22 protein-coding genes are annotated in these 23784 nt (G+C 66.4%); 11 read left to right on the top strand and 11 right to left on the bottom strand.

What is annotated here, in order from left to right:
- Positions 1-108 precede the first annotated feature (108 nt).
- The 7 genes from A5767_RS15640 to A5767_RS15610 all read left to right on the top strand — a co-directional run bounded on the left by A5767_RS15640 (position 109) and on the right by A5767_RS15610 (position 6349).
- The gene (locus A5767_RS15640) at positions 109-813 is read left to right on the top strand and encodes a methyltransferase domain-containing protein (RefSeq protein ID WP_006553306.1); all 705 of its coding nucleotides are present in this window, start codon (positions 109-111) and stop codon (positions 811-813) included.
- A 185-nt stretch (positions 814-998) separates the two neighbouring features.
- Positions 999-1205, top strand: a complete 207-nt coding sequence (locus A5767_RS15635) for a hypothetical protein (RefSeq protein ID WP_033098101.1) — start codon at positions 999-1001, stop codon at positions 1203-1205.
- Positions 1206-1452: 247 nt separating this feature from the next.
- Entirely contained in the window at positions 1453-1800 is a 348-nt protein-coding gene (locus A5767_RS15630; RefSeq protein WP_033098102.1) for a metal-sensitive transcriptional regulator, read from the top strand.
- Between the two features lie 29 nt (positions 1801-1829).
- Positions 1830-2036, top strand: a complete 207-nt coding sequence (locus A5767_RS15625; protein ID WP_039584454.1) for a heavy-metal-associated domain-containing protein — start codon at positions 1830-1832, stop codon at positions 2034-2036.
- Positions 2033-2995, top strand: a complete 963-nt coding sequence (locus A5767_RS15620; protein ID WP_064852645.1) for a hypothetical protein — start codon at positions 2033-2035, stop codon at positions 2993-2995. The genes A5767_RS15625 and A5767_RS15620 overlap by 4 nt, the downstream gene beginning before the upstream one ends.
- A 26-nt stretch (positions 2996-3021) precedes the next feature.
- Positions 3022-5304, top strand: coding sequence for a heavy metal translocating P-type ATPase (locus A5767_RS15615; protein WP_064852644.1), 2283 nt, complete (start codon positions 3022-3024; stop codon positions 5302-5304).
- 46 nt (positions 5305-5350) lie between these two features.
- Positions 5351-6349: an MDR family oxidoreductase gene (locus A5767_RS15610; RefSeq protein WP_059382002.1), complete on the top strand. Its 999-nt coding sequence runs from the start codon at positions 5351-5353 to the stop codon at positions 6347-6349.
- A gap of 74 nt (positions 6350-6423) precedes the next feature.
- Here the strand turns inward: A5767_RS15610 and A5767_RS15605 are convergent, their stop codons facing one another.
- The 7 genes from A5767_RS15605 to A5767_RS15575 form a co-directional block, all read right to left on the bottom strand.
- The gene (locus A5767_RS15605) at positions 6424-8085 is read right to left on the bottom strand and encodes a catalase (protein WP_006553313.1); all 1662 of its coding nucleotides are present in this window, start codon (positions 8083-8085) and stop codon (positions 6424-6426) included.
- Positions 8086-8249: 164 nt separating this feature from the next.
- Positions 8250-9509 carry a glycosyltransferase 87 family protein gene (locus A5767_RS15600; protein WP_041803504.1) on the bottom strand — a complete coding sequence of 420 codons (1260 nt, stop codon included), beginning with the start codon at positions 9507-9509 and terminating at the stop codon, positions 8250-8252.
- 67 nt (positions 9510-9576) lie between these two features.
- Positions 9577-10293, bottom strand: coding sequence for an SOS response-associated peptidase (locus A5767_RS15595; protein WP_019290436.1), 717 nt, complete (start codon positions 10291-10293; stop codon positions 9577-9579).
- A 123-nt stretch (positions 10294-10416) separates the two neighbouring features.
- Entirely contained in the window at positions 10417-11139 is a 723-nt protein-coding gene (locus A5767_RS15590; protein WP_019290435.1) for an ABC transporter ATP-binding protein, read from the bottom strand.
- Positions 11115-12002 carry an ABC transporter permease gene (locus A5767_RS15585; protein ID WP_064852643.1) on the bottom strand — a complete coding sequence of 296 codons (888 nt, stop codon included), beginning with the start codon at positions 12000-12002 and terminating at the stop codon, positions 11115-11117. The genes A5767_RS15590 and A5767_RS15585 overlap by 25 nt, the downstream gene beginning before the upstream one ends.
- A gap of 25 nt (positions 12003-12027) precedes the next feature.
- Positions 12028-13431: an LLM class flavin-dependent oxidoreductase gene (locus tag A5767_RS15580; protein ID WP_064852642.1), complete on the bottom strand. Its 1404-nt coding sequence runs from the start codon at positions 13429-13431 to the stop codon at positions 12028-12030.
- Positions 13428-14507 (bottom strand): ABC transporter substrate-binding protein, encoded by a 1080-nt coding sequence (locus A5767_RS15575; RefSeq protein ID WP_064852704.1) that lies wholly within the window; start codon positions 14505-14507, stop codon positions 13428-13430. Before A5767_RS15575 ends, A5767_RS15580 begins: the two co-directional genes overlap by 4 nt.
- A gap of 219 nt (positions 14508-14726) precedes the next feature.
- Here A5767_RS15575 and A5767_RS15570 point away from each other — a divergent pair, with 219 nt between their 5' ends.
- The 4 genes from A5767_RS15570 (at position 14727) to A5767_RS15555 (ending at position 19901) form a co-directional block, all read left to right on the top strand.
- Positions 14727-16148, top strand: coding sequence for a wax ester/triacylglycerol synthase domain-containing protein (locus tag A5767_RS15570; protein ID WP_064852641.1), 1422 nt, complete (start codon positions 14727-14729; stop codon positions 16146-16148).
- A 49-nt stretch (positions 16149-16197) separates the two neighbouring features.
- A complete protein-coding gene (locus A5767_RS15565; protein WP_064852640.1) occupies positions 16198-16944 on the top strand; it encodes a Clp protease N-terminal domain-containing protein in 747 nt (248 codons plus the stop codon).
- Between the two features lie 85 nt (positions 16945-17029).
- Positions 17030-17686, top strand: a complete 657-nt coding sequence (locus A5767_RS15560) for a superoxide dismutase family protein (protein ID WP_033098111.1) — start codon at positions 17030-17032, stop codon at positions 17684-17686.
- A 97-nt stretch (positions 17687-17783) separates the two neighbouring features.
- Positions 17784-19901 (top strand): catalase, encoded by a 2118-nt coding sequence (locus tag A5767_RS15555; protein ID WP_019290428.1) that lies wholly within the window; start codon positions 17784-17786, stop codon positions 19899-19901.
- Between the two features lie 122 nt (positions 19902-20023).
- Here A5767_RS15555 and A5767_RS15550 read toward each other — a convergent pair whose 3' ends face one another.
- From A5767_RS15550 to A5767_RS15535, 4 genes are all read right to left on the bottom strand, one after another.
- A complete protein-coding gene (locus A5767_RS15550; RefSeq protein WP_064852639.1) occupies positions 20024-20281 on the bottom strand; it encodes a hypothetical protein in 258 nt (85 codons plus the stop codon).
- Between the two features lie 52 nt (positions 20282-20333).
- Positions 20334-20975, bottom strand: a complete 642-nt coding sequence (locus A5767_RS15545; RefSeq protein ID WP_024102585.1) for a hypothetical protein — start codon at positions 20973-20975, stop codon at positions 20334-20336.
- Between the two features lie 157 nt (positions 20976-21132).
- Positions 21133-21879: a hypothetical protein gene (locus A5767_RS15540; RefSeq protein ID WP_231913201.1), complete on the bottom strand. Its 747-nt coding sequence runs from the start codon at positions 21877-21879 to the stop codon at positions 21133-21135.
- Between the two features lie 53 nt (positions 21880-21932).
- Entirely contained in the window at positions 21933-23726 is a 1794-nt protein-coding gene (locus A5767_RS15535; RefSeq protein ID WP_442978765.1) for a TPR repeat region-containing protein, read from the bottom strand.
- Positions 23727-23784 lie beyond the last annotated feature (58 nt).

The raw sequence follows: 23784 nt of genomic DNA, 5'->3' as shown, positions 1-23784 counted from the left end.
CGACGGACGAGGTCACGAACTCTTCGGAGATCGTGACCTCGTTTTCGTTTGTCCGGCCCCGATCCGATGCCCTTTTCGGCCGTGCTTTAATGGGGCGGTGATGGCCCGGTGACTCCCAACACGGCAGATATCGGCGCGATCCTCATCAGCTCGCGCTCCCTGGACGAGTACCGGTCGATGTTCGACCTCTCCGACGACGATCTGTCGCGGAGGATCCTGGACTGCCCGGCCGGCGCGGCGGGCTTCACCGCCGTGGTGAACCGCCTCGGTGGTGACGTGACGGCCTGCGACACGGCCTACTCCGACTCCGACGCTGAGCACCTCACCGTCGTTGCCGCTGCTGAGGCCGAGCGCGGGAACCGGTACATCCGGGACCACGCCGAGAACTACGACTGGACGTTCTTCGCCGACCCCGACGAACACGCACGGGTGCGGCGGCAGGCGGTCCGGGATTTCGCCGAGGACATCCGTCGGCATCCGCACCGATATGTCGCCGGGTGGTTGCCCTCCCTGCCGTTCCCCGATGCGGCATTCGATCTCGTGCTCAGTTCGCACCTGCTGTTCAGCTACGCCGACCGACTCGACCGCACCTTCCACCTCGACGCGATCCGGGAACTGATGCGTGTCGCCCGGGACGAACTGCGCATCTTCCCGCTCGTGGAGTCCGGAACCTCGGTCCTCTGCCCCTACCTGGACGAACTGCTCACCGATCTCCGGGAACACGGCATCGACGGTGAGGTCGTGGAGGTCGACTACCGATTCCAGAAGGGCGCCCACCACATGCTGGTGTGCCGCCGCACCGGGTTTCCCTGAGCGAAAGGAAGGGCGCAGGGTGGCCGCGCCCTTCCCGATCCGGCTACTCGCTCGACCAACTCCGCGGTACCGGCACTCCGGTGGGTACTCGTGTCCGTCGATTGCCGTGCGCGCCGGCGAGTTGCGGTCCGGTGAGATACAGCGCGAGACCGGCGCACAATGGGAGATGGGGGTAGGAGGTCGTCATGCGTGCTCTGAGTGGCCTACTGAATGTCGTGCTCGGACTTCTCACCGCCCTGCTCGGCACCGTTCTGGGGATCGTCGCCGCCGTGGTGATGCTCCTGGGTGCGGTGTTGTGCGTGACGATCCTGCTGATCCCACTGGGTATCCCTGTCATCCGGCTCTCCCGCCGGCTGTTCACCCTCGCCGGGAAGATGATGCACGTGCCGTGACGTCCCGCGACGAATCGGCTACGAGGCGCTCGATCGCCTCGTGAGGCGCTCGGGCATGTCGTCCACCGGCTACGGAACCTCTTCGGAGCGGCCCCGCATTTTCGAGGGATGCTGGGCACTCTTGCAGCCATCACGATGTCATGCGCCTCTACCTGCGCAAATAGCCTGCGCAGTCTGTTGGTTGCCGTGCATACCATAGGGGGGTATGGTATCTGGCAGGACGACCGACGCGACAAGGACGATTCCGATGCCGAATACCCCGAGCGAGACCGTGCACACCGATGCCGTCGCACACGACGACGCGCATCAGCACAGCTATATCGCCAACAACACCAAGGCCGACTACCTCAAGCGACTGCGTCGCATCGAGGGGCAGGCCCGCGGCCTGCAGCGGATGGTCGAGGAAGAGAAGTACTGCATCGACATCCTCACGCAGATCGCGGCGATGAAGAAGGCCCTCGAGGCCGTCGCGCTCGGTCTGCTCGACGAGCACATGGCGCACTGCGTGGCCGGTGCCGTGCGCGCCGGCGGCGACGAGGCCGACCTCAAGTTGAAGGAAGCCGGCGACGCCATCGCGCGACTCGTCCGTTCCTGATCGTCCAGACCCGTATCCGAGGAGTTCCCATGAGCCGGACCAGCACCTACACCGTCACCGGCATGACCTGCGAGCACTGCGTCGCGTCGGTCACCGAAGAGGTCCAGGAGATCCCGGGCGTCGAGAACGTCGCGGTCGATCTGGCCACCGGTGCCGTCACCGTCACGAGCGCCGAGTCCCTCGACGATGCCGCCGTCGCGGCCGCCGTCGAGGAGGCCGGCTACAGCCTCGCATGAACACCCCGGCCAAGCTCACCGGCTTCGTCACCGCCGTAGCCGCTGTCTTCGGTATCGCGTTGCTCGTCGGCGCGGCCGTCGGCCCGGTGGAAGAGCAGACCGAGGATCCGACCGCGAGCGCCCACGACGCCGGTCACGGTAATGGCACCGTCACCGGCAGCGCCGCCGAAACACCTGCTGTGGAGGAGATCCCGGGAGGTCTGATGACGTACCGGAACGGTTATGCCCTCGCACTCGCCGAGACCGACCTCGAGTCGGGCGAGGACAGGAACCTGACATTCGCGATCAACGGTCCCGGCGGCGCGCCGGTGACCGACTTCGACGTCACCCACGACAAAGAGCTGCACCTGATCGCCGTGCGTCGCGACTTCACCGGATTCCAGCACGTCCATCCCGTGCTCGACGAGAACACCGGCATCTGGTCCGTCGACGTCGACCTCACGCCCGGCACGTGGCGGGTCTTCACCGACTTCACACCCACCGGGGGAGAGCCGCTCACGTTGGGCACCGACCTCGCGGTGGCAGGCGAATTCGTTCCTGCCGCACCGCAGGCCGACAACCGCACCGCAACCGTCGACGACTACGAGGTCACCCTCGACGGCGACCTGTCGTCGGGCAGCGACGCGATGCTCACCCTCACGGTGAGCAAGGACGGACGGCCGCTCACCGACCTGCAGCCCTATCTCGGTGCCTACGGACACCTGGTGGCACTGCGCGGCGGCGACCTCGCCTATCTGCACGTCCACCCGGACGGGACACCCGGCGACGGCACCACACGACCCGGTCCCGAGGTCGTCTTCCACACCTCCGTCCCGAGTGCCGGCACCTATCACCTCTATCTCGACTTCCAGCACGACGGAGTGGTTCGCACCGCGGCCTTCACCCTCACCGCCGGAGGCACCGGCGAGGTGCAGCCGGGGTCCGGCGCACACGGTGACCCCAGCCATTCCGGCCGCTGACGGCCCATTCTTCCGAGGAGACGCACATGACCACGCAGAGTCAGCCGGTCGCCGCCGAATCGATCGAGCTCGCCATCACCGGCATGACCTGCGCATCCTGCGCCAATCGCATCGAGCGCAAGCTCAACAAGCTCGACGGCGTCACCGCGACCGTCAACTACGCCACGGAGAAGGCGAAGGTCAGCTACCCCGACGACGTGACACCCGAGGATCTCGTCACGGTCGTCGAACAGGCCGGCTACGGCGCCGCACTGCCGCCGCCGTCCGCGCAGGCGACCGGCCGGACCGGTGACGTGCCCGAATCCGATCCCGTTGCGCCGCTTCGTCACAGGCTCGTCGTTTCGGCGATCCTGACGGTGCCGGTGATCGCGATGGCGATGATCCCGGCCCTGCAGTTCACCAACTGGCAGTGGCTCTCGCTCACCCTCGCCGCACCGGTGGTGGTGTGGGGTGCCTGGCCCTTCCATCGGGCGGCGTGGATCAACCTGCGTCATGGCACGTCCACCATGGACACGCTCGTGTCGCTGGGAACCCTTGCCGCCCTAGGGTGGTCGGTCTACGCCCTGTTCTGGGGAACGGCGGGTGAACCGGGGATGGTCCACCCGTTCGAATTCACCATCGCGCGGGGCGACGGCAGCGGCAACATCTATCTCGAGGCCGCGGCCGGTGTCACGACGTTCATCCTCGCCGGGCGCTACTTCGAGCAACGGTCGAAGCGACGTGCCGGCGCCGCCCTGCGTGCCCTGCTCGAACTCGGAGCCAAGGACGTCGCGGTCCTCGGACCGGACGGGACCACCGAGACCCGAATTCCGTTGGAGCAGTTGGCGGTCGGAGATCTATTCGTCGTGCGCCCGGGCGAGAAGATCGCCACCGACGGTGTGATCGAACGGGGCACGTCGGCGGTCGACGCGTCGATGCTGACCGGTGAATCGGTTCCCGTCGAGGTCGGTGTGGGCGACAGTGTCGTCGGCGGAACGGTCGACGTCGGTGGACGACTTGTGGTGCGCGCGACCCGCGTGGGCTCCGACACCCAGCTCGCGCAGATGGCGAAGCTGGTGGAGGACGCCCAGAACGGCAAGGCTCAGGTGCAGCGTCTGGCCGACCGGATCTCCGGCATCTTCGTGCCGATCGTCCTGCTGATCGCGGCCGGCACCCTCGGTTTCTGGCTCGGCACCGGCAACGGGCCCGCGGCGGCCTTCACCGCGGCGGTCGCCGTGCTGATCATCGCCTGCCCCTGCGCCCTCGGCCTGGCCACCCCGACCGCGCTGATGGTCGGTACCGGTCGCGGCGCTCAGCTCGGCATCCTCATCAAGGGACCCGAGGTCCTCGAGTCGACCCGTTCGGTCGACACCGTGGTCCTCGACAAGACCGGTACGGTCACCACCGGCCGGATGACCCTGCGCGAGGTCGTCGCCGACGACGGTGAGAACGCCGACGAGGTGCTGCGGTACGCCGGGGCACTCGAGTCGGCGTCGGAACACCCGATCGCACGTGCCGTCAGCGATGCGGCGGCGGACAGGTTCGGCGGTCTGCCCGAGGTCGAGGACTTCACGAACGTCGAGGGTCTCGGCGTTCAGGGAGTGCTCGTCGACGGCGACACGAGCCGCGCCGTGCTGGTGGGACGCCCGAAGTTGCTGGCCGACTGGTCGCAGCATCTCTCCGAGAAGTTGCAGCAGGCGTTCGAGCAGGCCCAGAAGTCCGGTGGCACGGCCATCGCCGTCGGCTGGGACGGTAAGGCGCGCGGCATCGTGGTCGTGGCGGACGCGGTCAAGCCGACCTCTACGAAGGCCGTCGCCGAACTGCGGGAACTCGGTCTGCGTCCGATCCTGCTCACCGGTGACAACGCCGCCGTCGCGCACACCGTGGCGGCCGAGGTCGGCATCGACGAGGCCGACGTGATCGCCGACGTGCTGCCCACCGACAAGGTCGATGTGGTCGAGCGACTCCAGCGCGAGGGTGCGGTGGTCGCGATGGTCGGCGACGGTGTCAACGACGCCGCGGCGCTCGCCCGGGCCGACCTGGGTCTGGCGATGGGCACGGGCACCGACGTGGCGATCGAGGCGAGCGATCTGACGTTGGTCCGCGGCGACCTGATGGTCGCGGTCGACGCCATCCGGTTGTCGCGCCGCACGCTGACGACGATCAAGGGCAACCTGTTCTGGGCGTTCGCGTACAACGTCGCGGCACTGCCGCTGGCGGCCGCGGGCCTGCTCAACCCGATGCTCGCCGGTGCGGCGATGGCGTTCTCGTCGGTGTTCGTGGTCTCCAACAGCCTGCGACTGCGACGGTTCCGCGCACACGCGGCCTGACCGCTTTCGGCTGCAGCGAGGAGGACGGCCTGTCAGGATCGGATCCATGACACAGCCGTCCTCCTTCCGTGCCCTGGTCGTCGACGACACCGACGACGACCAGGTGGCACAGTTCCGCGAACTGACCGACACCGACCTTCCCGACCACGACGTCCTCGTCGAGGTCGAGTACTCCTCGCTGAACTACAAGGACGGTCTCGTGATCGCGGGACCGCAGAAGATGGCGCGACGTACCCCGCTGGTCGCCGGAGCCGATCTCGCCGGGACCGTCCTCGAGAGCAGCAACCCCGACTGGAAGCCGGGCGACCGCGTCGTCGTCAACGGCTGGGGTCTGTCCGAGACGCAATCGGGCGGGTACACCCGGCGCCAGCGTGTGAAGCCCGAATGGCTCGTCCGCATCCCTGACGCCTTCTCCACCCGCGACGCCATGGCCATCGGCACCGCCGGCTACACGTCCGCCCTGTGCCTCGACGCGCTCGAGCGGTACGGGATCGCATCGGACGCGGAACTGCTCGTCACCGGCGCGGCCGGTGGCGTCGGGTCGATCGCCGTCGCCCTCGCCGCTGCCGCGGGACACACGGTCGTCGCCGCGACCGGCCGTCCCGAGACCCACGACTTCCTGAGCGAACTCGGTGCGTCGTCGTTCGTCGACCGCGCCGAACTGCAGGGCAAGGGCCGGCCCCTGGGCAAGGAACGCTGGGATGCCGCGGTGGACGCGGTGGGCGGTTCGACGCTCGTGAACGTGCTGTCGCAGATTCGCTACGGCGGTGCCGTCGCCGCGTGCGGTCTCACGGAGTCGCCGTCGATGCCTGATGCCACGGTGATGCCGCACATCCTGCGCGGCGTCGCCTTGCTGGGCGTCGACTCGGTGATGGCGCCGGCTCCGCTGCGCCGGTCGGCGTGGGATCGTCTCGCCCGCGATCTGCCTGCGAGCGCCCTGGATTCGCTGTCGCGGGTCGAACCGCTCTCGGACGTCCCGCGACTAGCCGAGGAGATCCTCGCGGGCAAGGTGCGCGGCCGGGTGGTCGTCGACGTCACCGCCTGAGAACGGTTCCGGAGAACGACCGGTGGGCAGCCACTTCGACAAGTGACTGCCCACCGGGCCGAGACGGACGGACGCTACGAGGACGCGTGGACCTCGCGCTCGTTGGGCACGCAATGCGTCATCTGTAATCCGGTCACATCACGGGGACCGTTCTTGCCGAGATTCGCTGCGCGTTGCAGTTCGTCCTCGTCGAGGGTCTGGCTCTGCAACGGAGGTAGATCCCGTACGTCGTCGGCACTGATACCGAGTCCGTCGCCGACGCGTTGTCCGAGCTCGTCGTCGCACATGAAGAAGTGCCACACCATCCGCTCCTGCACGTCGCGGACGGCCTGCCCGATACCGTCGACGAGGTTCTTCACCAGGTCGTCCTTCTCCCACTGTTCCATGAGCTGGTAGCGCTGACCGGCCTGCTCGTAGTCGTTGGTACGCGGAATACGTTTGCGCGTGAGACGACCCCGGATCTCCGGCCCCTGATCGTCGTGGGTCGGGAACTCGGCCTCGCGCAGACCGCCGGTGATGGACGGTTCGTAGTTCACGTGCGGGTTGTCGCCGACATCGTCGACGCCGTATGCCATCGGTCCGCCCTGCTGATTGGTGGCCACGTGGGCGTTCTTCGCCGAGTTGACCGGAAGTTGCAGGTAGTTGGGACCCACCCGGTAACGCTGCGTGTCGGAATAGGAGAACGTGCGTCCCACGAGCATCTTGTCGTCGGAGAAGTCGAGTCCGTCGACGAGGACGCCGGTGCCGAAGGAGATCTGTTCGTTCTCGAGGAAGTGATTCTCGACGTTGCGGTCGATCACCATCCTGCCGACCGGCATGGCGGGGAATTCGTTCTCCGGCCAGACCTTCGTGTCGTCCAGGGGGTCGAAGTTCAACTCCGGATGGTCGTCGTCGCTCATCATCTGTACGCGCAGTTCCCATTCGGGATGGTCACCGCGCTCGATGGCCTCGTACATGTCCTTGCTGGCATGCCCGAGATCGTGCGCCTGAATGGCCGCCGCGTCGTCCTCGGTCAGGCTCTTGACACCGATCTTCGGAATCCAATGGTATTTCACGAGGTGTGTCACGCCCTCGGCGTTGACCCACTTGTAGGTGTTGACCCCGAAGCCCTGCTGAGTCCGGTAGTTGGCCGGAATGCCCCGGGGACTGAACAGATTCACCAGCATGTGCATTGCTTCGGGGGTCTGCGACATGAAGTCGAAGATGCGTGCGGGTTCCTGCCGGAAAGTGACGGGGTCGGGCTTCAGCGAATGGATGACGTCGGGGAACTTGATCGCGTCGCGAATGAAGAAGACCGCGAGGTTGTTTCCGACAAGATCCCAGTTACCGTCCTCGGTGTAGAACTTGACCGCGAAACCTCGCGGATCGCGGGCGGTTTCCGACGAGTCGCGTCCACCGATGACCGTGGAGAGCCGGATGGCGACGTCGGTCCGCTTCCCCGGCTCGGCGAAGAGTTTCGCGCGCGTGTAGTTCGTGATGGGTTCATCGCCCCATTTCCCGGTGGCTTCGAAATATCCGTAGGCGACGAAACCGCGCGCGTGCACCACTCTTTCCGGAATGCGTTCTCGATCGAAATGGCTGATCTTTTCGAGGAACTGATAGTTCTCCAGCGTCGCGGGTCCGCGTGGGCCCACCGTCCTCTGATTCTGGTTGTCGTATACGGGATGGCCCTGGCGGTTCGTCAACACACGTCGGTCGTCTCTCCGGGCCGGGCCCTGCGACGAAACATCGGTCACGGTGTTCTCCCCTCGGATGCAGTTGATGGGCTTTCTCGTAATCGAGCTGTCGACCGTCCTGTGCGGCGGCGACATCCTCTCACTATTACGTTCTTTCCGGGTTCTCGTCGGCCTTTCGCGAACAACAACCCGGATGCCCGACAACCGGCGCACCGTCTACACGATCAACTCGCGGTCTCCGCGTTCGGCAGTTGTTTCGGTGAGGCGGAGTCCGGATCGGTCCGCCGACCGAAGGCGAGCCAGAGCAGGAATCCGAATCCGGCCGTGACGTAGAGCGTGCCGAGCAGGTGCTGCCATGCGGCCCAGCCGAGTTCGAGATCGCCTCCCGTGGGGAACAGGTGGTGCGGGCCGATCAGGAAAACGAGCGCGACGCCGACGGCGATCGCAGTGAGTCTCTGGGCATCGGTTGCGCGCCACGCCGCTAGTGCGAGGGCCAGCAGTGCCGGCGCGACCCACACCCAGTGGTGCGACCACGACACCGGCGACGCCAGCAGCACGGCCGTCGCGTTCGCGAACAGGGCGAGCACGAGATCGCCCTGCTCGAGGGCACGGCGGATGGCCACCACCGCGACCAGCAGCATCACCGCGACGGCCAGCAGCCACAGCACGGAAGCCATGAGTTCGGGCGGCCCGAAGCGGGAGATCACGGCCTTGAAGGACTGGTTGGTGGCGAAGTACGCCGCGCCGATCCGGCCGGTGTCGGGCAGGGTGTCCAGCCAGTACTTCGCGGAGGTCGCGGGCATCACGGCGAATGCGAGGGCGGTGAACCCGAAGGTCGACGCGATGATGGTGGCACTGGTCCGCCGGTCGCGCCGCAGCAGGAACAGCAGCAGGAACGCGATGGGCGTGAGCTTGACGGCGGCGGCCAGTCCGATCAGCATTCCGCGCGGCCACTTCGGGGTCTTCACCAGGACGTCGAGGGCGACGAGCGCCATCAGGACGAGGTTGATCTGCCCGAATGAGATCGTCTCACGCACGGGTTCGAGCAACAGTGCTCCGGCGACCGCGACCGCGGTGACGATCCACGCCGTCCGCGCCTCGAAGTCCGGACGGAGCCGGTCCAGCACGACCCGTAGGGTGACGACGAGCGCGGCGACCGAGACGAGGGTGAAGACGATCTTGCCGAACGTCACGGGGATCAGCGCCAGGGGAGCGAAGAGCATCGCCGACAGCGGCGGGTAGGTGAACGGCAACGCGAAGTCATCGGTCACCGGAGGCATCTGTCCGTAGATGTCGGCGCCGTCGAGCAGGACCCGCGCGCCCATCCGGTAGACCAGGAAGTCGATGAGTTCGCTTCTGACGAGGATCGCGATGAGCACACCCGCGGAGACGAGCGACGCGATCACCGCGACGGCGGTACCGCGAGATCCGGTGAGGAACGGAGGCGTCGTCGAACCGGTCGGAGTCAGCCGTGATTGTCGCACCCGGCAACTTTAGTCAATTCCGATATTCGTTCCGGTCCGACGTGGGGAACGCCATACGGCCGAAATATCACGAATCGACAGGACGCAGCAGGTCGGGGTTGTTGTTCCGCGGCGAATTGACCGCTGTGCTCACCTCGTACGGTTCGAGGGTCGGTTCGGGAATCGAATTCAGCAGGGCGTCGACGTCGTCGCGGTTCTTCAGGTCGGGATCGAGCCACGGATCGACGAAGGTGTCGGGCAGGATCACCGGCGACCGTTCGTGGATGTGCCCGGCGGCGTCGGTCGCCGGACGGGTCAGCACGGTGCACGTCCACAACCAGCGGTCGGGATGGTCCTCCGGCAGCTCCGGGTCCGGCCACAGCTCGTAGAGCCCGGCCATCGAGATCGGCCCGTCCGCGTGCAGAAAGAACGGGATCTTCTTCCCGTCCTCACCCTTCATCCACTCGTAGTATCCGTCGGCCGGCAGCACGCACCGCCGCTTCGCCGCGGCCGCCTTGAAGGCCGGCTTCTGGGTGATGGTCTCGGACCGGGCGTTGATCATCCGCGACCCGATCTTCGGGTCCTTCGCCCAGAACGGCACGAGCCCCCACTTGATCTGCGAGGACACGATGCGGATCGGCTCGGCATCCGGGTCCTCGCGTGGCGCCCGCTCGAGCACGACGTTCACGCGCTGGGTGGGGGCGATGTTGTACGACGGGGGCAGTTCCTCACCCACTGCCTCGACGGCGTCGTAGGCCGCGAGCAGATCCCCACGGGTACTGGTGCTGGCATAGCGTCCACACACGATGCATCTCCCGTCGGCGACTCCGGAGCGACGATTCGATTCTCTCTCATCGATCGCTCCGGAGCGGATCGCTCGGACGGAGACGGAGCGGGGGGTCGCTCCATCGGAGACAGCGTGGATCGCTCAGACGGCGACCTCGACCCCCAGTGCCTCGAGCAGGGTGCGGCGGTACTCCGCGATCTCGACGACGTGATCGGCTCGCGGATGCGGCAGGTCGATGGTCAGTTCGACGGCGAACGAGCCGTGGTCGAGCACGAGCACGCGGTCGGCGAGAGCGATGGCCTCGTCCACGTCGTGGGTGACGAGCAGGACCGCGGGCCGGTGCTTGGCGCACAGTTCCTGCAGCAGTCCGTGCATCCTGATCTTCGTCAGTGCGTCGAGGGCACCGAACGGTTCGTCGGCGAGCAACAGTTCGGGTTCGCGCACGAGCGACCGCGCCAGCGACACCCGCTGCTGTTCACCCCCGGACAGCTCGGTGGGCCAGGCCTTCTCGCGTCCGGCGAGCCCGACCTCCGCCAGGGCCGTGCGGCCGCGCTCGGCGGCGTCGTCGCCGTCGAGGCCGAGGATCACGTTGTCGAGCACCCGCGCCCAGGGCAGCAGTCGCGAGTCCTGGAAGACCACCGCCCGCTTCTGCGGCACCTCGAGGGTGCCAGAACCGGGCACGCCGTGGTCGAGTTCGGCCAGGGCACGCAACAGGGTGCTCTTGCCCGAGCCGCTGCGGCCGAGCAGTGCCACGAACTCGCCGGGGGCGATCTCGAGGTCGATGTTGTTCAGCACCGCGCGTCCGTCGAAGCCGCGGCTCAGTCCCCGGGTGCGTACGGTCAGCTGCCGATCGTCCTGCGCCATGCCAGCGCCTTCCTCTCTGCCGCACGGACCAGCAGGTCGCTGCCGAATCCGAGGATCGCGTAGACCACCAGTCCGACGATGATGATCTCGGTCATGCCGTAATTGCGGGCCTGGTACATCAGGTAGCCGATACCGCTCGAAGCGTTGACCTGCTCGACGACCACCAGGGCCAGCCACGAGATGGTCACCGCCAGGCGCAGGCCGGTGAAGAAACCGGGCAGCGCCCCCGGCAGGGCGATGCGCCGGACGAACTGGGCGCGGGACAGATCCAGCGTCTCGGCCAGTTCGACGTAAGGGGCGTCGATGCCGCGCAGCGCCGAGTAGGTGTTGATGTAGACGGGGACGAAGACCGACAGGGCGATGAGCAGGATCTTCATCTCCTCGCCGATGCCGAACCACAGGATCGCCAGCGGCATCAAGGCCAGGGTGGGGATGGAGCGCTTGATCTGCACCGGTCCGTCGATCAGCGCCTCACCGATGCGCGACAGGCCGGCGGCCAGTGCGAGCACCAGTCCGAGGACGACGCCGATGACCCCGCCGATCAGGGCGCGCTGGACGGAGGTCCACAGGTTCGACTGCAGTCGCCCGTCGCCGATCAGTTCCCATGCGGTGGTGACGACCGTCCACGGCGCCGAGAGGGTCTTCGGATCGAGTACCCCGGTGGCCGAGGTGACGATCCATGCCACCAGCAGCAGCGCCGGGCCGATCGCCAGGCCGAACTTGATCGGCTTGCCGGGAGCGAGGCGGCTGCGGGTCGTGCGCGGCGACAGGTCGGCCGTCGCGCCGGAGTCGGGCTTCTGGTCGGTGTCGGCGTCACCGGCCAGGCCACTGCCGAAACGCCGGGGTTCGACGGAGACGCTCATGGCTCCAGTCCTTTCGTCGGTTCGATCAGACGCCGGACAGTGCGAAGTCGCCGGTGGCGCCGCCCGGTGCGAAATCACCGGTGGCACCGGACAGGGCGAGTTCGTGTGCGTACTGGCTCTCCGGACGCGGCAAGCCGTAGTGGTCGCGCAGGGTGGTGCCGGTGTACTCGGTCCGGAACAGGCTGCGCTCCTGCAGGATCGGCACCACCTGGGAAGCGAACGCCTCGAGGCCCTGCGGGTACTGCGGCGGCATGATGTTGAAGCCGTCGGCGGCGCCGTTGGTGAACCACTCCTCGATGATGTCGGCGATCTGCACCGGCGTGCCCGCGACGACGTTGTGGCCGCGTGCGCCGGCGAGCTTGTGCAGCAGCTGACGCAGGGTCGGCTGTTCGCGCTCGACGATCTTCGCGAAGACCAGGCGGCGGCTGTTGTTGTTGTCGGTGATGTCGCCTGCGCCGGCGAACAATTCGACCGGCACCTTCTCGTCCAACTCGAGCCGGGACACGTCGATGCGGCCCATCTTCTGGAGCTGCCCGAGACCGTATTCGACGATGGTGAGTTCGTTGAACTCGCGATGCAGTTCCTTCGCTTCGGCCTCGGTTGCGCCGATGAACGGGCTCAGGCCGGGAAGGATCTTCACGTGATCGGGGTTGCGTCCGAATGCTGCTGCGCGGGTCTTGATGTCGGTGTAGAAGGCCTGGGCGTCCTCGATGCACTGGTGCGCGGTGAAGATCGCCTCGGCGTAGGTCGACGCGAAATCGCGGCCGTCGTTGGAGGATCCGGCCTGCACGAGCACCGGGCGCCCTTGCGGCGAGCGGGCCGAACCGAACGGGCCGCGCACCTTGACGTAGTCACCCTCGACGTCGATGCGGTGGATCTTGTCCGGGTCGGCGTAGACGCCGGCGGTCTTGTCGAGGACGAGTGCGTCGTCCTCCCACGAATCCCACAGCTTGATCGCGGCGTCGACGAATTCGCGTGCCCGGGCGTATCGTTCGTGCACGTCGGGGTGTTCGGTGTACCCGAAGTTCGCTGCCGCTGCGTCGGTCGCGGTGGTGACGATGTTCCAGGCGGCGCGGCCACCGGAGATGTGATCGAGCGAGGAGAACAACCGGGCGAGGTTGTAGGGCTCGCAGTAGGTGGTCGACGCCGTGGCGATCAGCCCGAGATGCGTGGTGACCGTGGCCATCGCGGCGAGCGTGGTGATCGGTTCGAGGCCGTAGTCCGGACGGTATTTCACCTCGGTGCGCAGAGCCGGACCGTCGGCGAAGAACACCGCGTCGAGTTTCGCGCTCTCCGCGAGGCGGGCGAGTTCCTGGAAGTAGGTGACGTCGTAGAGACGCTCGGGCACGCTGCCGGAATGGCGCCACGAGGCCTCGTGGTGGCCGGTCGGGTAGATGAAGGCGTTGAGGTTGAGTTGGCGGTTCGTCATGTCGGATTCCCCTCGGAAGGTCGGCTGCGGGTGTGGGAGGCGCCGGTCTCGGCGACCGCTTCGGTGACGACCTCGTCGAAGCGCAGATCGAAGGCGTCGGCGGCGTCGACGGGCTTGGGCAGTTCACCGGCGGCATCGATGACGTCGATGGTGTGCTGCTGGGTCGCGATGAGCTCCTCGTCGAGGTGTGGGAAGGTGGTGATCCCGGAGGTGTCGAGGATGCGCTCGCCGGCCTCGGCCGTCAGGCCCTGGCTCTTCACGAAGTAGGTGTCGATGTACGCGTCGCGGTTGTTGTCGGCCCAGTCGACGGACGTGATGTACGCGGTGACGTAGGCGCGGACCGCTGCGGCGGTCGCCGGGTCGGACAGGGCCTTCTTGCTCGAGTAGAGGTACGAGATGCCTTCGCTGAGGTCCTCGATCTCGGGGCGCGGCAGCGACGTCGCACCCGGGGTCTGCATGTACCGGGAGAAGACCGGCTCGCTCATCGGGGCGGCGTCGATCTGGTTGGAGCGCAGTGCATCCGGGAAGTCCGGCAGCGACATCGACACGAGCTCGACGTCGTCGACCGACAGGCCTGCCTTGTCGAGACCGCGGAGCACGAAGGCCTGCTGCGAGGTGCCCTCGGCGTAGCCGATGCGCTTGCCCTTCAGGTCCGCGAGCGTCGTGATGTCCGAAGCGTTCGGGGCGATGCCCATGTTGAGGCTGTTGTTCGTCTGCATGGCCGCGACGACCTGCACGTCGTCACCGGCGACCAGCGACTGGACGGTCATGATCTCGCCGGCCCACGCGACGTCGACCGCGTCGGCGCGGAAGGCCTCGAGGATCGCGGGCGCGCCCTGGAAGGTCGCGAACTCGTACTCGAACGGCAGGGCGTCGAGTTGTCCGGAACCGGTGAGGAGGGACAGCTGTCGCTCACCCTGGTCGGCGATGACGAGCTTGGTGCCCGCCGGGATCTCCGTGGGCAGCGCGCTGTCGGAAGCGAGGCCGTCGCCCGAGGAACCGGAGCTACATGCCGCGACCGCGGCCAGAAGGAGCGCGATGACGGCCGTCGATCCGGCACGACGTAGACGGGGCATGGACTTCCTCACGGTACTGGCGATGGGGAGCGAACTTCGACGGCGTCGAAGTCGTCACCGATCCTGTGCGATCCGTCGGCGGGGGACCAGGGTTTGCGTCAGCATGAGCGAAAGGTCCTCGATCCGGCCCATCGGTGCTGTTCGCGGGCCGATATCGCCGGTATCCGCACATCGCGGCGGTTACCGTGCGAGGAGAACCGGAGGCGGGAGGTGGTGCGCATGGGTGCGGACGGTCGGCACATGTCGCAGCCGGATCTGATGTCGTGGCGGATGGAGAAGGACCCCGTCCTGCGGTCCACGATCGTCGCGGTGGCTCTGCTCGACCGGTCACCCGACCAGGAGCGCTTCGTCCGGATGATGGAGCGCGGAACACGTGCGGTGCCGAGCTTCCGCCGCAAGCTCGTCGAATCCCCGTTCGGGCGGACCCCACCGCGATGGGTGGACGACCCCGACTTCGACCTGTCCTGGCATCTGCGGCGCATCGCGCTCCCGCATCCCGGGGGACTGGACGCCGTGCTCCCGCTCGTGCGCGCCGCGGCGATGTCGGCCTTCGACAAGGACCGTCCCCTCTGGGAGGCGACGATCGTCGACGGCCTCGCCGACGGTCGCGCCGCGATCGTTCTCAAGGTGCACCACTCGCTCACCGACGGAATCGGCGGCATTCAGATCGCGAACGAGATGGTCGACTTCGAGCGCGACGGTACCGACCGCGGGCCACTGCCCGAGGATCCGCCGACCTCGGCTCCGGCGTCGGCCCTCGCCGATTCCGTGGGTTGGTACCTCTCGACGGCCGGCGAGATGGTGGAGAGGGGTGTGCCGTGGCTCGTGCGTTCCGGTCTGAGGTCGGTGACGAATCCGGTCGCGGCGCTGCGCAGCGTGGTGGACACGGCCCGCTCGACGGCCCGGTTCGTGCAACCGGTGTTCACGACGCTCTCCCCGGTGATGATCGGCCGCAGCACCGTCCGGGAGGTCGCAGCCCTCGATCTGCCGCTCGACGCTCTGCGGCAGGCCGGACGGGCAGCGGACTCCTCGCTCAACGACGCTTTCCTGGCCGGAATCCTGTTGGGGCTGAAGCACTACCATTCCCGGCACGGCGCGCAGGTCGCCGAACTGAGGGCGACGCTGCCGATCAGTCTCCGGCGCGAGAGTGACGCGATCGGAGGAAACCGGATCACCCTGGCGCGGTTCGCTCTTCCCCTCGATGTCGCCGATCCGGTCGCGTCGATGCACCGGGTGGACCGGATCGTCCGGTCGTGGCGGGACGAACCGGCCGTGCCGCTCTCGTCCGCCATCGCGGGTGTGCTCAACGTGCTCCCGGCCGGTGTGCTGGGTGGGATCCTCGAGCACATCGACTTTCTCGCGTCGAACGTCCCGGGTTCCCCGATCCCGCTGTACATGGCCGGTGCGGAGGTGCTGAGGTACTACCCGTTCGCTCCCACCGTCGGTTCGGCCGTCAATATCACGCTGATGTCGCACACGAGCCACTGCTGCATCGGAATCAACGCAGACTCCGCCGCCGTCCCCGACCTGCCCGTCCTCGTCGAGTCGCTGGTGGAGGGCTTCGGCGACGTGCTCGCGGTGGGAGGCGAGGGCACGCGCATCGAGGTCTCGCTCTCCGCTACGACGACCGCGCAAACCTGATCGTCAACCCAAGGTTGACGGAAACCATGCGTCAACTTAGAGTTGACGCATGGAACCCATTCGGCCGTCCCATCTCATCCGGCTCGACGACCTCATCGATGCGATCAAGAAGGTCCACGACGATCCGCTCGAACAACTCTCCGATGCCGTCATCGCGGCCGATCACCTCGGTGAGGTCGCCGATCACCTGATCGGCCACTTCGTCGATCAGGCCCGACGGTCCGGCAAGTCGTGGTCCGAGATCGGGCAGAGCATGGGCGTGTCCAAGCAGGCAGCCCAGAAACGGTTCGTCTCGAAGAGCGACAACGACCTCGACTCCGAGCAGGGGTTCTCGCGATTCACCCCGCGCGCGCAGAACACCGTGATGGCGTCGATGAACGAAGCGCGTGCCACGGGAAGCTCCGAGATCACGCCCGTCCATCTGATTCTCGGTCTGCTCGTCGACACCGAGTCGCTCGCCGCCCGCGCACTCGCGGCCCAGGATGTCGACTTCGCGGCGCTGCGCTCGGCCGCCGTGGCGACGCTCCCCGAACCGTCGAGCGACGTCCCCGAACTCATCCCGTACGACGCGGGTGCCCGCAAGGCCCTCGAGCTGACCTTCCGCGAAGCCCTGCGAATCGGGCACAACTACATCGGCACCGAGCACATCCTCCTCGCGCTCCTCGAACTCGAGAACGGCGACGGCGTGCTCTCGGCGGCCGGCGTGAACAAGAGCGCCGTGGAGAAGAAGGTCGCGGAGGATCTCGCCGCGATCGTCGAGGCACAGAAGGCCGAGGACGGCGAGGCCGGGTCGTAGCGCCGGGCAGGACCTGCGCGCCCCCGGCGCGGGCACGTCCCCTGCGGCCAGGTTCGCCGACGGCCCCTCGGGGTACGTCGAAGTCATGAACACACGTCACGCATGTCTCGTCGCGGGCTTCTCCGTCGCCACGCTCGTGGCTGCCGGGTGCAGCAGCGACGACTCGTCCACCGACACCGAGACCACCGTCGAGACCCCACCCACTTCGCTCACGACCACCACCACCGATTCCATGCCCACGCCGCTGCCCGGGATGAGTGGCGACGCCTTCGGGCTCCCGAACGAGGGAGGCGACGACGACAATGCCTTCACCTACGACGAAGCGGCCGTGCCGGTCGGCGCGACCTTCGACGTCGAATCCGAAGAGGAGAACGGCCGGACCACCGTCACCCTCAGGGTGATGGGTCTGCAACCCGATCGGGACTTCGGGGCGCACGTCCACACCCGGCCGTGCGGGCCGAACCCGTCCGATTCGGGGCCGCACTACCAGAACCGGGTCGACCCGGCGGCGAACCCCGACTCCCCGTCCACCGATCCCGCCTACGCCAATCCGCAGAACGAGATCTGGCTCGACATCACCACCGACGCGCAGGGCAACGCCGAGGCGTCCACGACCGTCGACTGGGAGTTCCGCGACGGCGAAGCCAACTCGGTGGTGCTCCACGCACAGCACACCAAGACCGCACCGGGTGAGGCCGGACAGGCCGGCGACCGGCTCGCCTGCATCGACGAGGACTTCTGACCCGACGGCCCCGCCGCCGCGTTTGGCCGCCGTCCTTCCGGGTAGCCGTGGAAAAGACGTGTCCAGCCCCGACGACAGCACACGAATCGGAGTTCCCATGCCCGCCGACACCCCGAAGATCCCCGGTGTTCCCTCGTCCACCGTGCCACCCGTGGAGGAACCCACGACGCCCACGACTCCGCCCGAGCCCAAGCCCGATCAGGCGGAGCCCGAGGTCAGGACGGCCACCGGCACTCCCGCGGATCTGCCGCGCGGCCGTGCCCAGCAGGGCGAGTACCTGACGACGGCTCAGGGGGCGCGGCTGACGGATACCGACCACTCGCTCAAGGCCGGTCGGCGCGGGCCGATCCTGTTGCAGGATCATCACTTCCGCGAGAAGATCACCCACTTCGACCACGAACGCATCCCGGAGCGCGTGGTGCACGCCCGCGGCGCCGGTGCCCACGGCGTCTTCCGCGCGACGGGTGCCGCAAGCTCGATCACGCGTGCCCAGTTCCTCCAGAAGGACGTGGAGACACCGGTGTTCGTGCGGTTCTCGACGGTGCTCGGTTCCCGTGGCTCGGCCGACACGGTGCGCGACACTCGTGGCTTCGCGACGAAGTTCTACACCGAGGAAGGCACTTTCGACCTCGTCGGCAACAACATCCCGGTGTTCTTCATCCAGGACGCCATCAAGTTCCCGGACGTCGTCCACGCGGCCAAACCGCACCCGGATCGCGAGATCCCGCAGGCACAGAGCGCTCACGACACGTTCTGGGATTTCGTCTCGCTCCACACCGAGGCCACGGCGCACACGATGTGGAACATGTCCGACCGCGGCATCCCGCGCTCCTACCGCATGATGGAGGGCTTCGGCGTCCACACCTTCCGTGTGGTCAACGCCGAGGGTGATACCGCGCTGGTGAAGTTCCACTGGAAGCCGCGGCTCGGCGTGCATTCGCTGGTGTGGGAGGAAGCCCAGCTCATCAACGGCTTCGATCCCGACTTCCACCGCCGCGACCTCGCCGACGCGATCGAGGCCGGTGCCTACCCCGAATGGGATCTCGGCGTACAGGTCTTCCCGGACACCCCGGAGCAGGTCTTCGAAGGCATCGACCTGCTCGATCCCACCAAGATCGTCCCCGAGGAACTCGCGCCCGTGCAGATCATCGGCACGATGGTCCTCAATGCCAACCCCACCAATTTCTTCGCCGAGACCGAGCAGGTCGCCTTCCACCCGGGCCATCTCGTCCCCGGCATCGACGTCACCGACGATCCGCTGCTGCAGGGCCGCCTGTTCTCGTACCTCGACACCCAGCTGACGCGACTCGGCGGACCGAACTTCGGGCAGATCCCGATCAACCGTCCGCACGCACCCGTCAACGACATGTTCCGCGACGGCTTCCATCAGCACGCCGTCCACACCGGTGTCGCTCCGTACAAGCCGAACTCGCTCGACGCGGGATGCCCGTTCATGGCCGGTGTCACCGAGGGTGCCTTCGTCGACCTGCCGGTGGAGGTACCTGCGGCGAAGAAGGAGCGTGAGGTCTCCCGGTCGTTCGACGACCACTACACGCAGGTCCGCCAGTTCTACCTGAGCCTGTCGGAGATAGAGCAGGACCACGTGGCCTACGCCTACACCTTCGAGCTGGGCAAGTGCTACGAGCAGTCCATCAAGGAGCGGCAGCTGCAGATCCTGGCGAACATCGACACCGGGTTGTGCGAGAAGGTGGCGGCCGGTCTCGGTCTGCCCGCTCCGAAGCCGACCGTCGAGGTCTCCGATCTCCCGCAGAGCCCCGCGCTGGCGCAGGTCGGCAAGACGTGGCCCGTGCAGGGCCGGTTGATCGGCATCGTCGCCGACGACACCACCGACGTCGATCAGGTGCTCGCGGCCGTGCAGGCCGTGGACGCGGCCGACTGCGTCCCGCTGGTCGTCGCCCCGCACGGCGGGATGCTCGGGGGAGTCGTGCCGATCTCGCGCACCTTCCTCACGGCCCGCTCGATCGAGTTCGACGCGGTCATTCTGGCCGCTGCACCCGCAGATAAGAGGGTGCAGATCCTCGTGGACGAGACGTTCCGCCACCAGAAAACGCTGGCGGCGTGGGGTCCGGGAGCTGCGGCACTCGAGGGTCTGGCGGCACCGGGTGTCGTCGTCGCGGACGATCCCCAGACGGCGGTTACGCAGGTGCTCGATCTGCTCGGTACCCACCGGGTGTGGCAACGAGACACTTTGTGACAGACCTCACCTGAGACGGGCTTACGGTTTCGGGTGCCCCAAGTTATTCTTTCGTTACCTCTGGCCGCAGCTGATTCTTATCGCTGCGGCCAGTTGTTATTTACGGGCCGTTCACCTCGAGGTCAGCTGCCCGATCCCAGAGACGATGCGCCGGATACGCGGGTCGTCGGCCAACTCGGCGCGCGCGTAGCGGCCTCCTCGTCGGCGTCCGCGGATGCGAGGTCGTGGGCGGCGGTAATGCGAGTCGCGAGCACGTCCGGCGACCAGCTGTACGCCTCAGGTGGGATCTCGAGGGCGACGATGCGGCCGGTCGGGGTGACGTTGATACGGATGCCGTGGGCCGATCCGTTGCCTACTATCCGTTCGATCGTGTCCTGCACACGCCTGACGGTGACAGAGAGTTCTTCCGGATACGTCAACACGGTTCCTTTCTCACCAACCCGGGTAGGCGGGGAGGGTTTCGGGTGGGGTGGGGGAGATGATGGTTTCGGAACTTCTGTAGGGCGGCAAGCTGGGTTCGATGCTGCGACCCCATGCTTCGCATCGATACATCGTTTCGCCCAAGTCGCCCCCGAAGTCGATTCTGAGTCCGGTATCGGTGAACAGATCTTCCGTAGGAGCGGACCATTGGTGCTCGGTGGTGGGGAGAGAAGTCAGGTACTGATCGCTTGGTGTCGGTGGTTCCGGGTCGTGCCTGTGGAGTTGCCCTTCGAGCCGATGTTCCTCGGTGTCACGGGTGAACTCGACAAATTCCTCCTGCCCGGAAAATTGGTTGATGCGATAGTCGCCGTCTCGGACCCTGATGCCCACCTTCGACCATTGGGTGCACACGGTTGCTTTGAACCCAGCCGCCGTATCGAGCACCTGGAGGATGTGCGCCTGAAATGTTCCGACGAGGGATGTTTCCAGCGCAGTTGGGACTTTGCGTGCGTAGGAAGGGACGAGTGCTCCGGCGAACCCGGGATAGGTGGTATCGAGTCCGCCGTAGTGGGCGATGATCATGGATTCGTACGCGGCTCGGGTGAGGATGCTGCGTTGATCCGCAAGGTCGATTCCCGGTTCTGCGGACCACACGAAGGTGGAACTTCGGACCTGTCCGGGTGGTTCGTACTCGGCGGTGATGATGGTCTGGGGCGCAACCGGTGCCGGCGCTCGATCGGGTGTGCAGCTTGCAAGTAGGGATGATCCGACAAGGAATGCTATTGCAGCGCAAATAATTCGGTTCATGTGCTCACCAGCCCGGGTAGGCGGGCAGGGTTTCGGGTGGGGTGGGGGAGACGAGAAACTCGGCCCCGTCATCGGGCACCCCCGGCTCGATGCTGCGTCCCCACTCTTCGCAACGTTTCTTGGCATCGCCGAGATCTGCGCCGAAACTGATCAACCACTCGGTGCCCGCGAAGACGTCCTCCGTCGGCGCGGACCATTGGTGAGTCGCGTCGGCGATGGGAGGAGATGGCGGGCGGGGAGTGGTGCTCGGTGGGAGGTTGGGTCGGACCCGGGCGAGGTCGCGATCCTCAGCGGTGGGGTGGTTGAACTCGACTCTCTCTTCGATGGCCGAGCCATGCACAGTGTGATACTGGCCGTCGTCTCTTCGCACTGCATAGTGTGAGGGCTGAATGCAGACGGTCGCGTTGAAACCCTTTTCTGTCTGATGCACCTGAAGAAGGTGCGCTCGGATCGTGCCCACTAGCGCGCGCGTAGCGATGGTATTTATCCTGCGCGCATACCTGGGATCGATCGCATTGCTGAATCCTGGGTAGGTTGTTTCGATACCTCCGTAGAATGCGATCATCATCGATTCGTGCGATGCCCGGATCAATTTTCCACGGTTATCCAGCAGATCAATTCCGGGCTCCGCCGACCAGACGTAGGTCGCGTTGCGAACCTGCTCCGGCGCTTGGTATTCGCTCGCGTCTACGGGAAGGGAAGGGGATTGCTGCGGTGCCGGCTCGGTTTCCGACGTGCATGCGACAAGCATGAAAACGACTAGAGTGGTAACGAGTTTCCGGTTCCCCCGCGGGCACGTTGTTGTCATGCGCCGTAGTTCCACCTTTCTCCTCCGGCCGGAACAACATCGTTTACGAGCACATCGCGAAATCCGTCGGTGCCGTCCCTCTGGTCTGCATAGACGATATTTCGGAGGTCGCCCGCTCCGTTCGAGGCAGATCCGAGATACATGTCCTGGGACCCGTAATCGATCCCGTTTTCCGAAATGATGCTGGCAGCTTGATTCGTCAGGACGTGTTCATCGGCTTTGGTGCGTTCAGGGATGGTGTGACCCTCTGCCTGGCTGAAGGGCATGTCCGCTGGATCCACTCTTCCGGCGTCGACCAACGCATTGAGCATGTTGTATCTCCGAGTATTTTCGGCGCCCGTCTCCGTCAGATACATTTCGGAATCGAACCCCTCGACCCCCGACGGATGCCCCACGTATCGCCCTTCAGCATCGACGATTTCGGATTGCAACAGAACCCCTGTCGAGTACACGAGCGGACCCGTGACCACGCCACCCGGCAACGCCGTCACCGCACCGGTGACGAGGGTTTGGGCCACGGCATACGCGTCTGCTCTGGACTGGTTCCGGTTGTCGATCGCCGCCTGCTCGACCAGCTTCTCGTTCTCGTAGGTGCTGCTCAAACCGACCTCGACGAGGCTTTGCAACCGGCCCGAATACGTTCCGTAGCTGTACTTGTTCACACCGTCGAGTTGTTCGAGAGCGAACCGGCGGTCGAAATCGGTGGCCTGCGCGATTGCTGCACCGTTGAGAAGGGCACCTGCCGCAGGGTCGGTGTTCATGAGGGTGAATACGCGCGTCGCCGGGACGGGGCCGAGTTCACCGAAGCCGCTGGTGGCGGTGGCGTCGTCGACGGAACCGACCATGTCGCCGACGAACGGTGACAGGGCGGTCGCGAAGGAACGGACAGCAACAGGATTGACGTCGCCTATGGTCAGGTCGGTTTCTTCCCGGGAGGCACCCGGCATATGGAGGAAACGGTTGAAGTTGTTGTCGGAGTTCCACTCCGATTCCGGCGCAGACAACACCTCGGCCAAACCGAATGCTGCCTCGCCCGCACGTTCGGCTCGGATTACTGCTGCGGGGTCACCCGGGTCGGCGGGCAACGCGTCGGCAGCGATCCACTCCGTCAGGCCGGCCAGAGTTGCTCCGTCGTCGGCCCATTCGCGGGTGAGCAGCGGAACGAGCACCTCGTCCCTACTGAAGTCCGCAGGGCTGCCGTCGACGTCGGTGCCGGTGAGCAGGTGATACGACGTGTCGGTGTTCCGGGTGGCGATGTCGAGGAATGTGCTTGCCGTGTGGTCGTAATAGGAAGGGTCGGGGGTGGGAATGATGTGGGGATCGGCGTAGGTGGGGATGCCCGCCATATATCCGGCGACCCGGCTCATCTCGATGCCCATCTCGGTTCCGGGTCGATACTGAGGGTTGGCCTCGCCGAGTATCGAGCCGAGTCGATCCATCCGGTCCAGTGGTTCACCGGGGTGCTCGGCGTTCGGGTCGGGTTCGTAGCCGTATCGAATGGTGTCTCGGATGTCCTGCGGCACCGACTCCCACGACCCGCCGTATTCGGGATTCGACAGGATGAGCAGACCGTTGCCGAGACCGTCGGCCCAGCGCGCCGCGTCGGGGTTGCCTTCGGCTTCCCATGTCTTGTACGTCTCGTGCAGGTTCGCCAGTTCGTCCTCGTCGAGGCTGTTGTAGAAGGCGTCGAGGTACTCGATGCTCGCACCCGACGGTAGCGACAGGGTGCGTCCGATGCGTTCGAGATCGGTATCGCGTGCAGCCCCGGATGCTAGTGGCTCGTCACGCAACCTTGGCCGGATAATACGGGTACTCGGTCCACGATCGGATCGGCGAGTCCGGGGCGAA

It is taken from the genome of Rhodococcus sp. 852002-51564_SCH6189132-a (genome assembly GCF_001665495.1).
Classification (GTDB): domain Bacteria; phylum Actinomycetota; class Actinomycetes; order Mycobacteriales; family Mycobacteriaceae; genus Rhodococcus; species Rhodococcus pyridinivorans.
The sequence above is the reverse complement of the archived record's forward strand: the minus strand, read 5'-3'. Positions and strand labels throughout refer to the sequence as shown.

What these genes read in the sequence shown, in the direction of transcription:
- A5767_RS15635 (WP_033098101.1), top strand. Translation starts at nt 999, where the DNA reads ATGCGTGCTCTGAGTGGCCTACTGAATGTCGTGCTCGGACTTCTCACC.
- A5767_RS15630 (WP_033098102.1), top strand. Translation starts at nt 1,453, where the DNA reads ATGCCGAATACCCCGAGCGAGACCGTGCACACCGATGCCGTCGCACAC.
- A5767_RS15625 (WP_039584454.1), top strand. Translation starts at nt 1,830, where the DNA reads ATGAGCCGGACCAGCACCTACACCGTCACCGGCATGACCTGCGAGCAC.
- A5767_RS15620 (WP_064852645.1), top strand. Translation starts at nt 2,033, where the DNA reads ATGAACACCCCGGCCAAGCTCACCGGCTTCGTCACCGCCGTAGCCGCT.
- A5767_RS15615 (WP_064852644.1), top strand. Translation starts at nt 3,022, where the DNA reads ATGACCACGCAGAGTCAGCCGGTCGCCGCCGAATCGATCGAGCTCGCC.
- A5767_RS15610 (WP_059382002.1), top strand. Translation starts at nt 5,351, where the DNA reads ATGACACAGCCGTCCTCCTTCCGTGCCCTGGTCGTCGACGACACCGAC.
- A5767_RS15590 (WP_019290435.1), bottom strand. Translation starts at nt 11,139, where the DNA reads ATGGCGCAGGACGATCGGCAGCTGACCGTACGCACCCGGGGACTGAGC.
- A5767_RS15585 (WP_064852643.1), bottom strand. Translation starts at nt 12,002, where the DNA reads ATGAGCGTCTCCGTCGAACCCCGGCGTTTCGGCAGTGGCCTGGCCGGT.
- A5767_RS15580 (WP_064852642.1), bottom strand. Translation starts at nt 13,431, where the DNA reads ATGACGAACCGCCAACTCAACCTCAACGCCTTCATCTACCCGACCGGC.
- A5767_RS15575 (WP_064852704.1), bottom strand. Translation starts at nt 14,507, where the DNA reads ATGCCCCGTCTACGTCGTGCCGGATCGACGGCCGTCATCGCGCTCCTT.
- A5767_RS15570 (WP_064852641.1), top strand. Translation starts at nt 14,727, where the DNA reads ATGGGTGCGGACGGTCGGCACATGTCGCAGCCGGATCTGATGTCGTGG.
- A5767_RS15565 (WP_064852640.1), top strand. Translation starts at nt 16,198, where the DNA reads ATGGAACCCATTCGGCCGTCCCATCTCATCCGGCTCGACGACCTCATC.
- A5767_RS15560 (WP_033098111.1), top strand. Translation starts at nt 17,030, where the DNA reads ATGAACACACGTCACGCATGTCTCGTCGCGGGCTTCTCCGTCGCCACG.
- A5767_RS15555 (WP_019290428.1), top strand. Translation starts at nt 17,784, where the DNA reads ATGCCCGCCGACACCCCGAAGATCCCCGGTGTTCCCTCGTCCACCGTG.
- A5767_RS15540 (WP_231913201.1), bottom strand. Translation starts at nt 21,879, where the DNA reads ATGCTTGTCGCATGCACGTCGGAAACCGAGCCGGCACCGCAGCAATCC.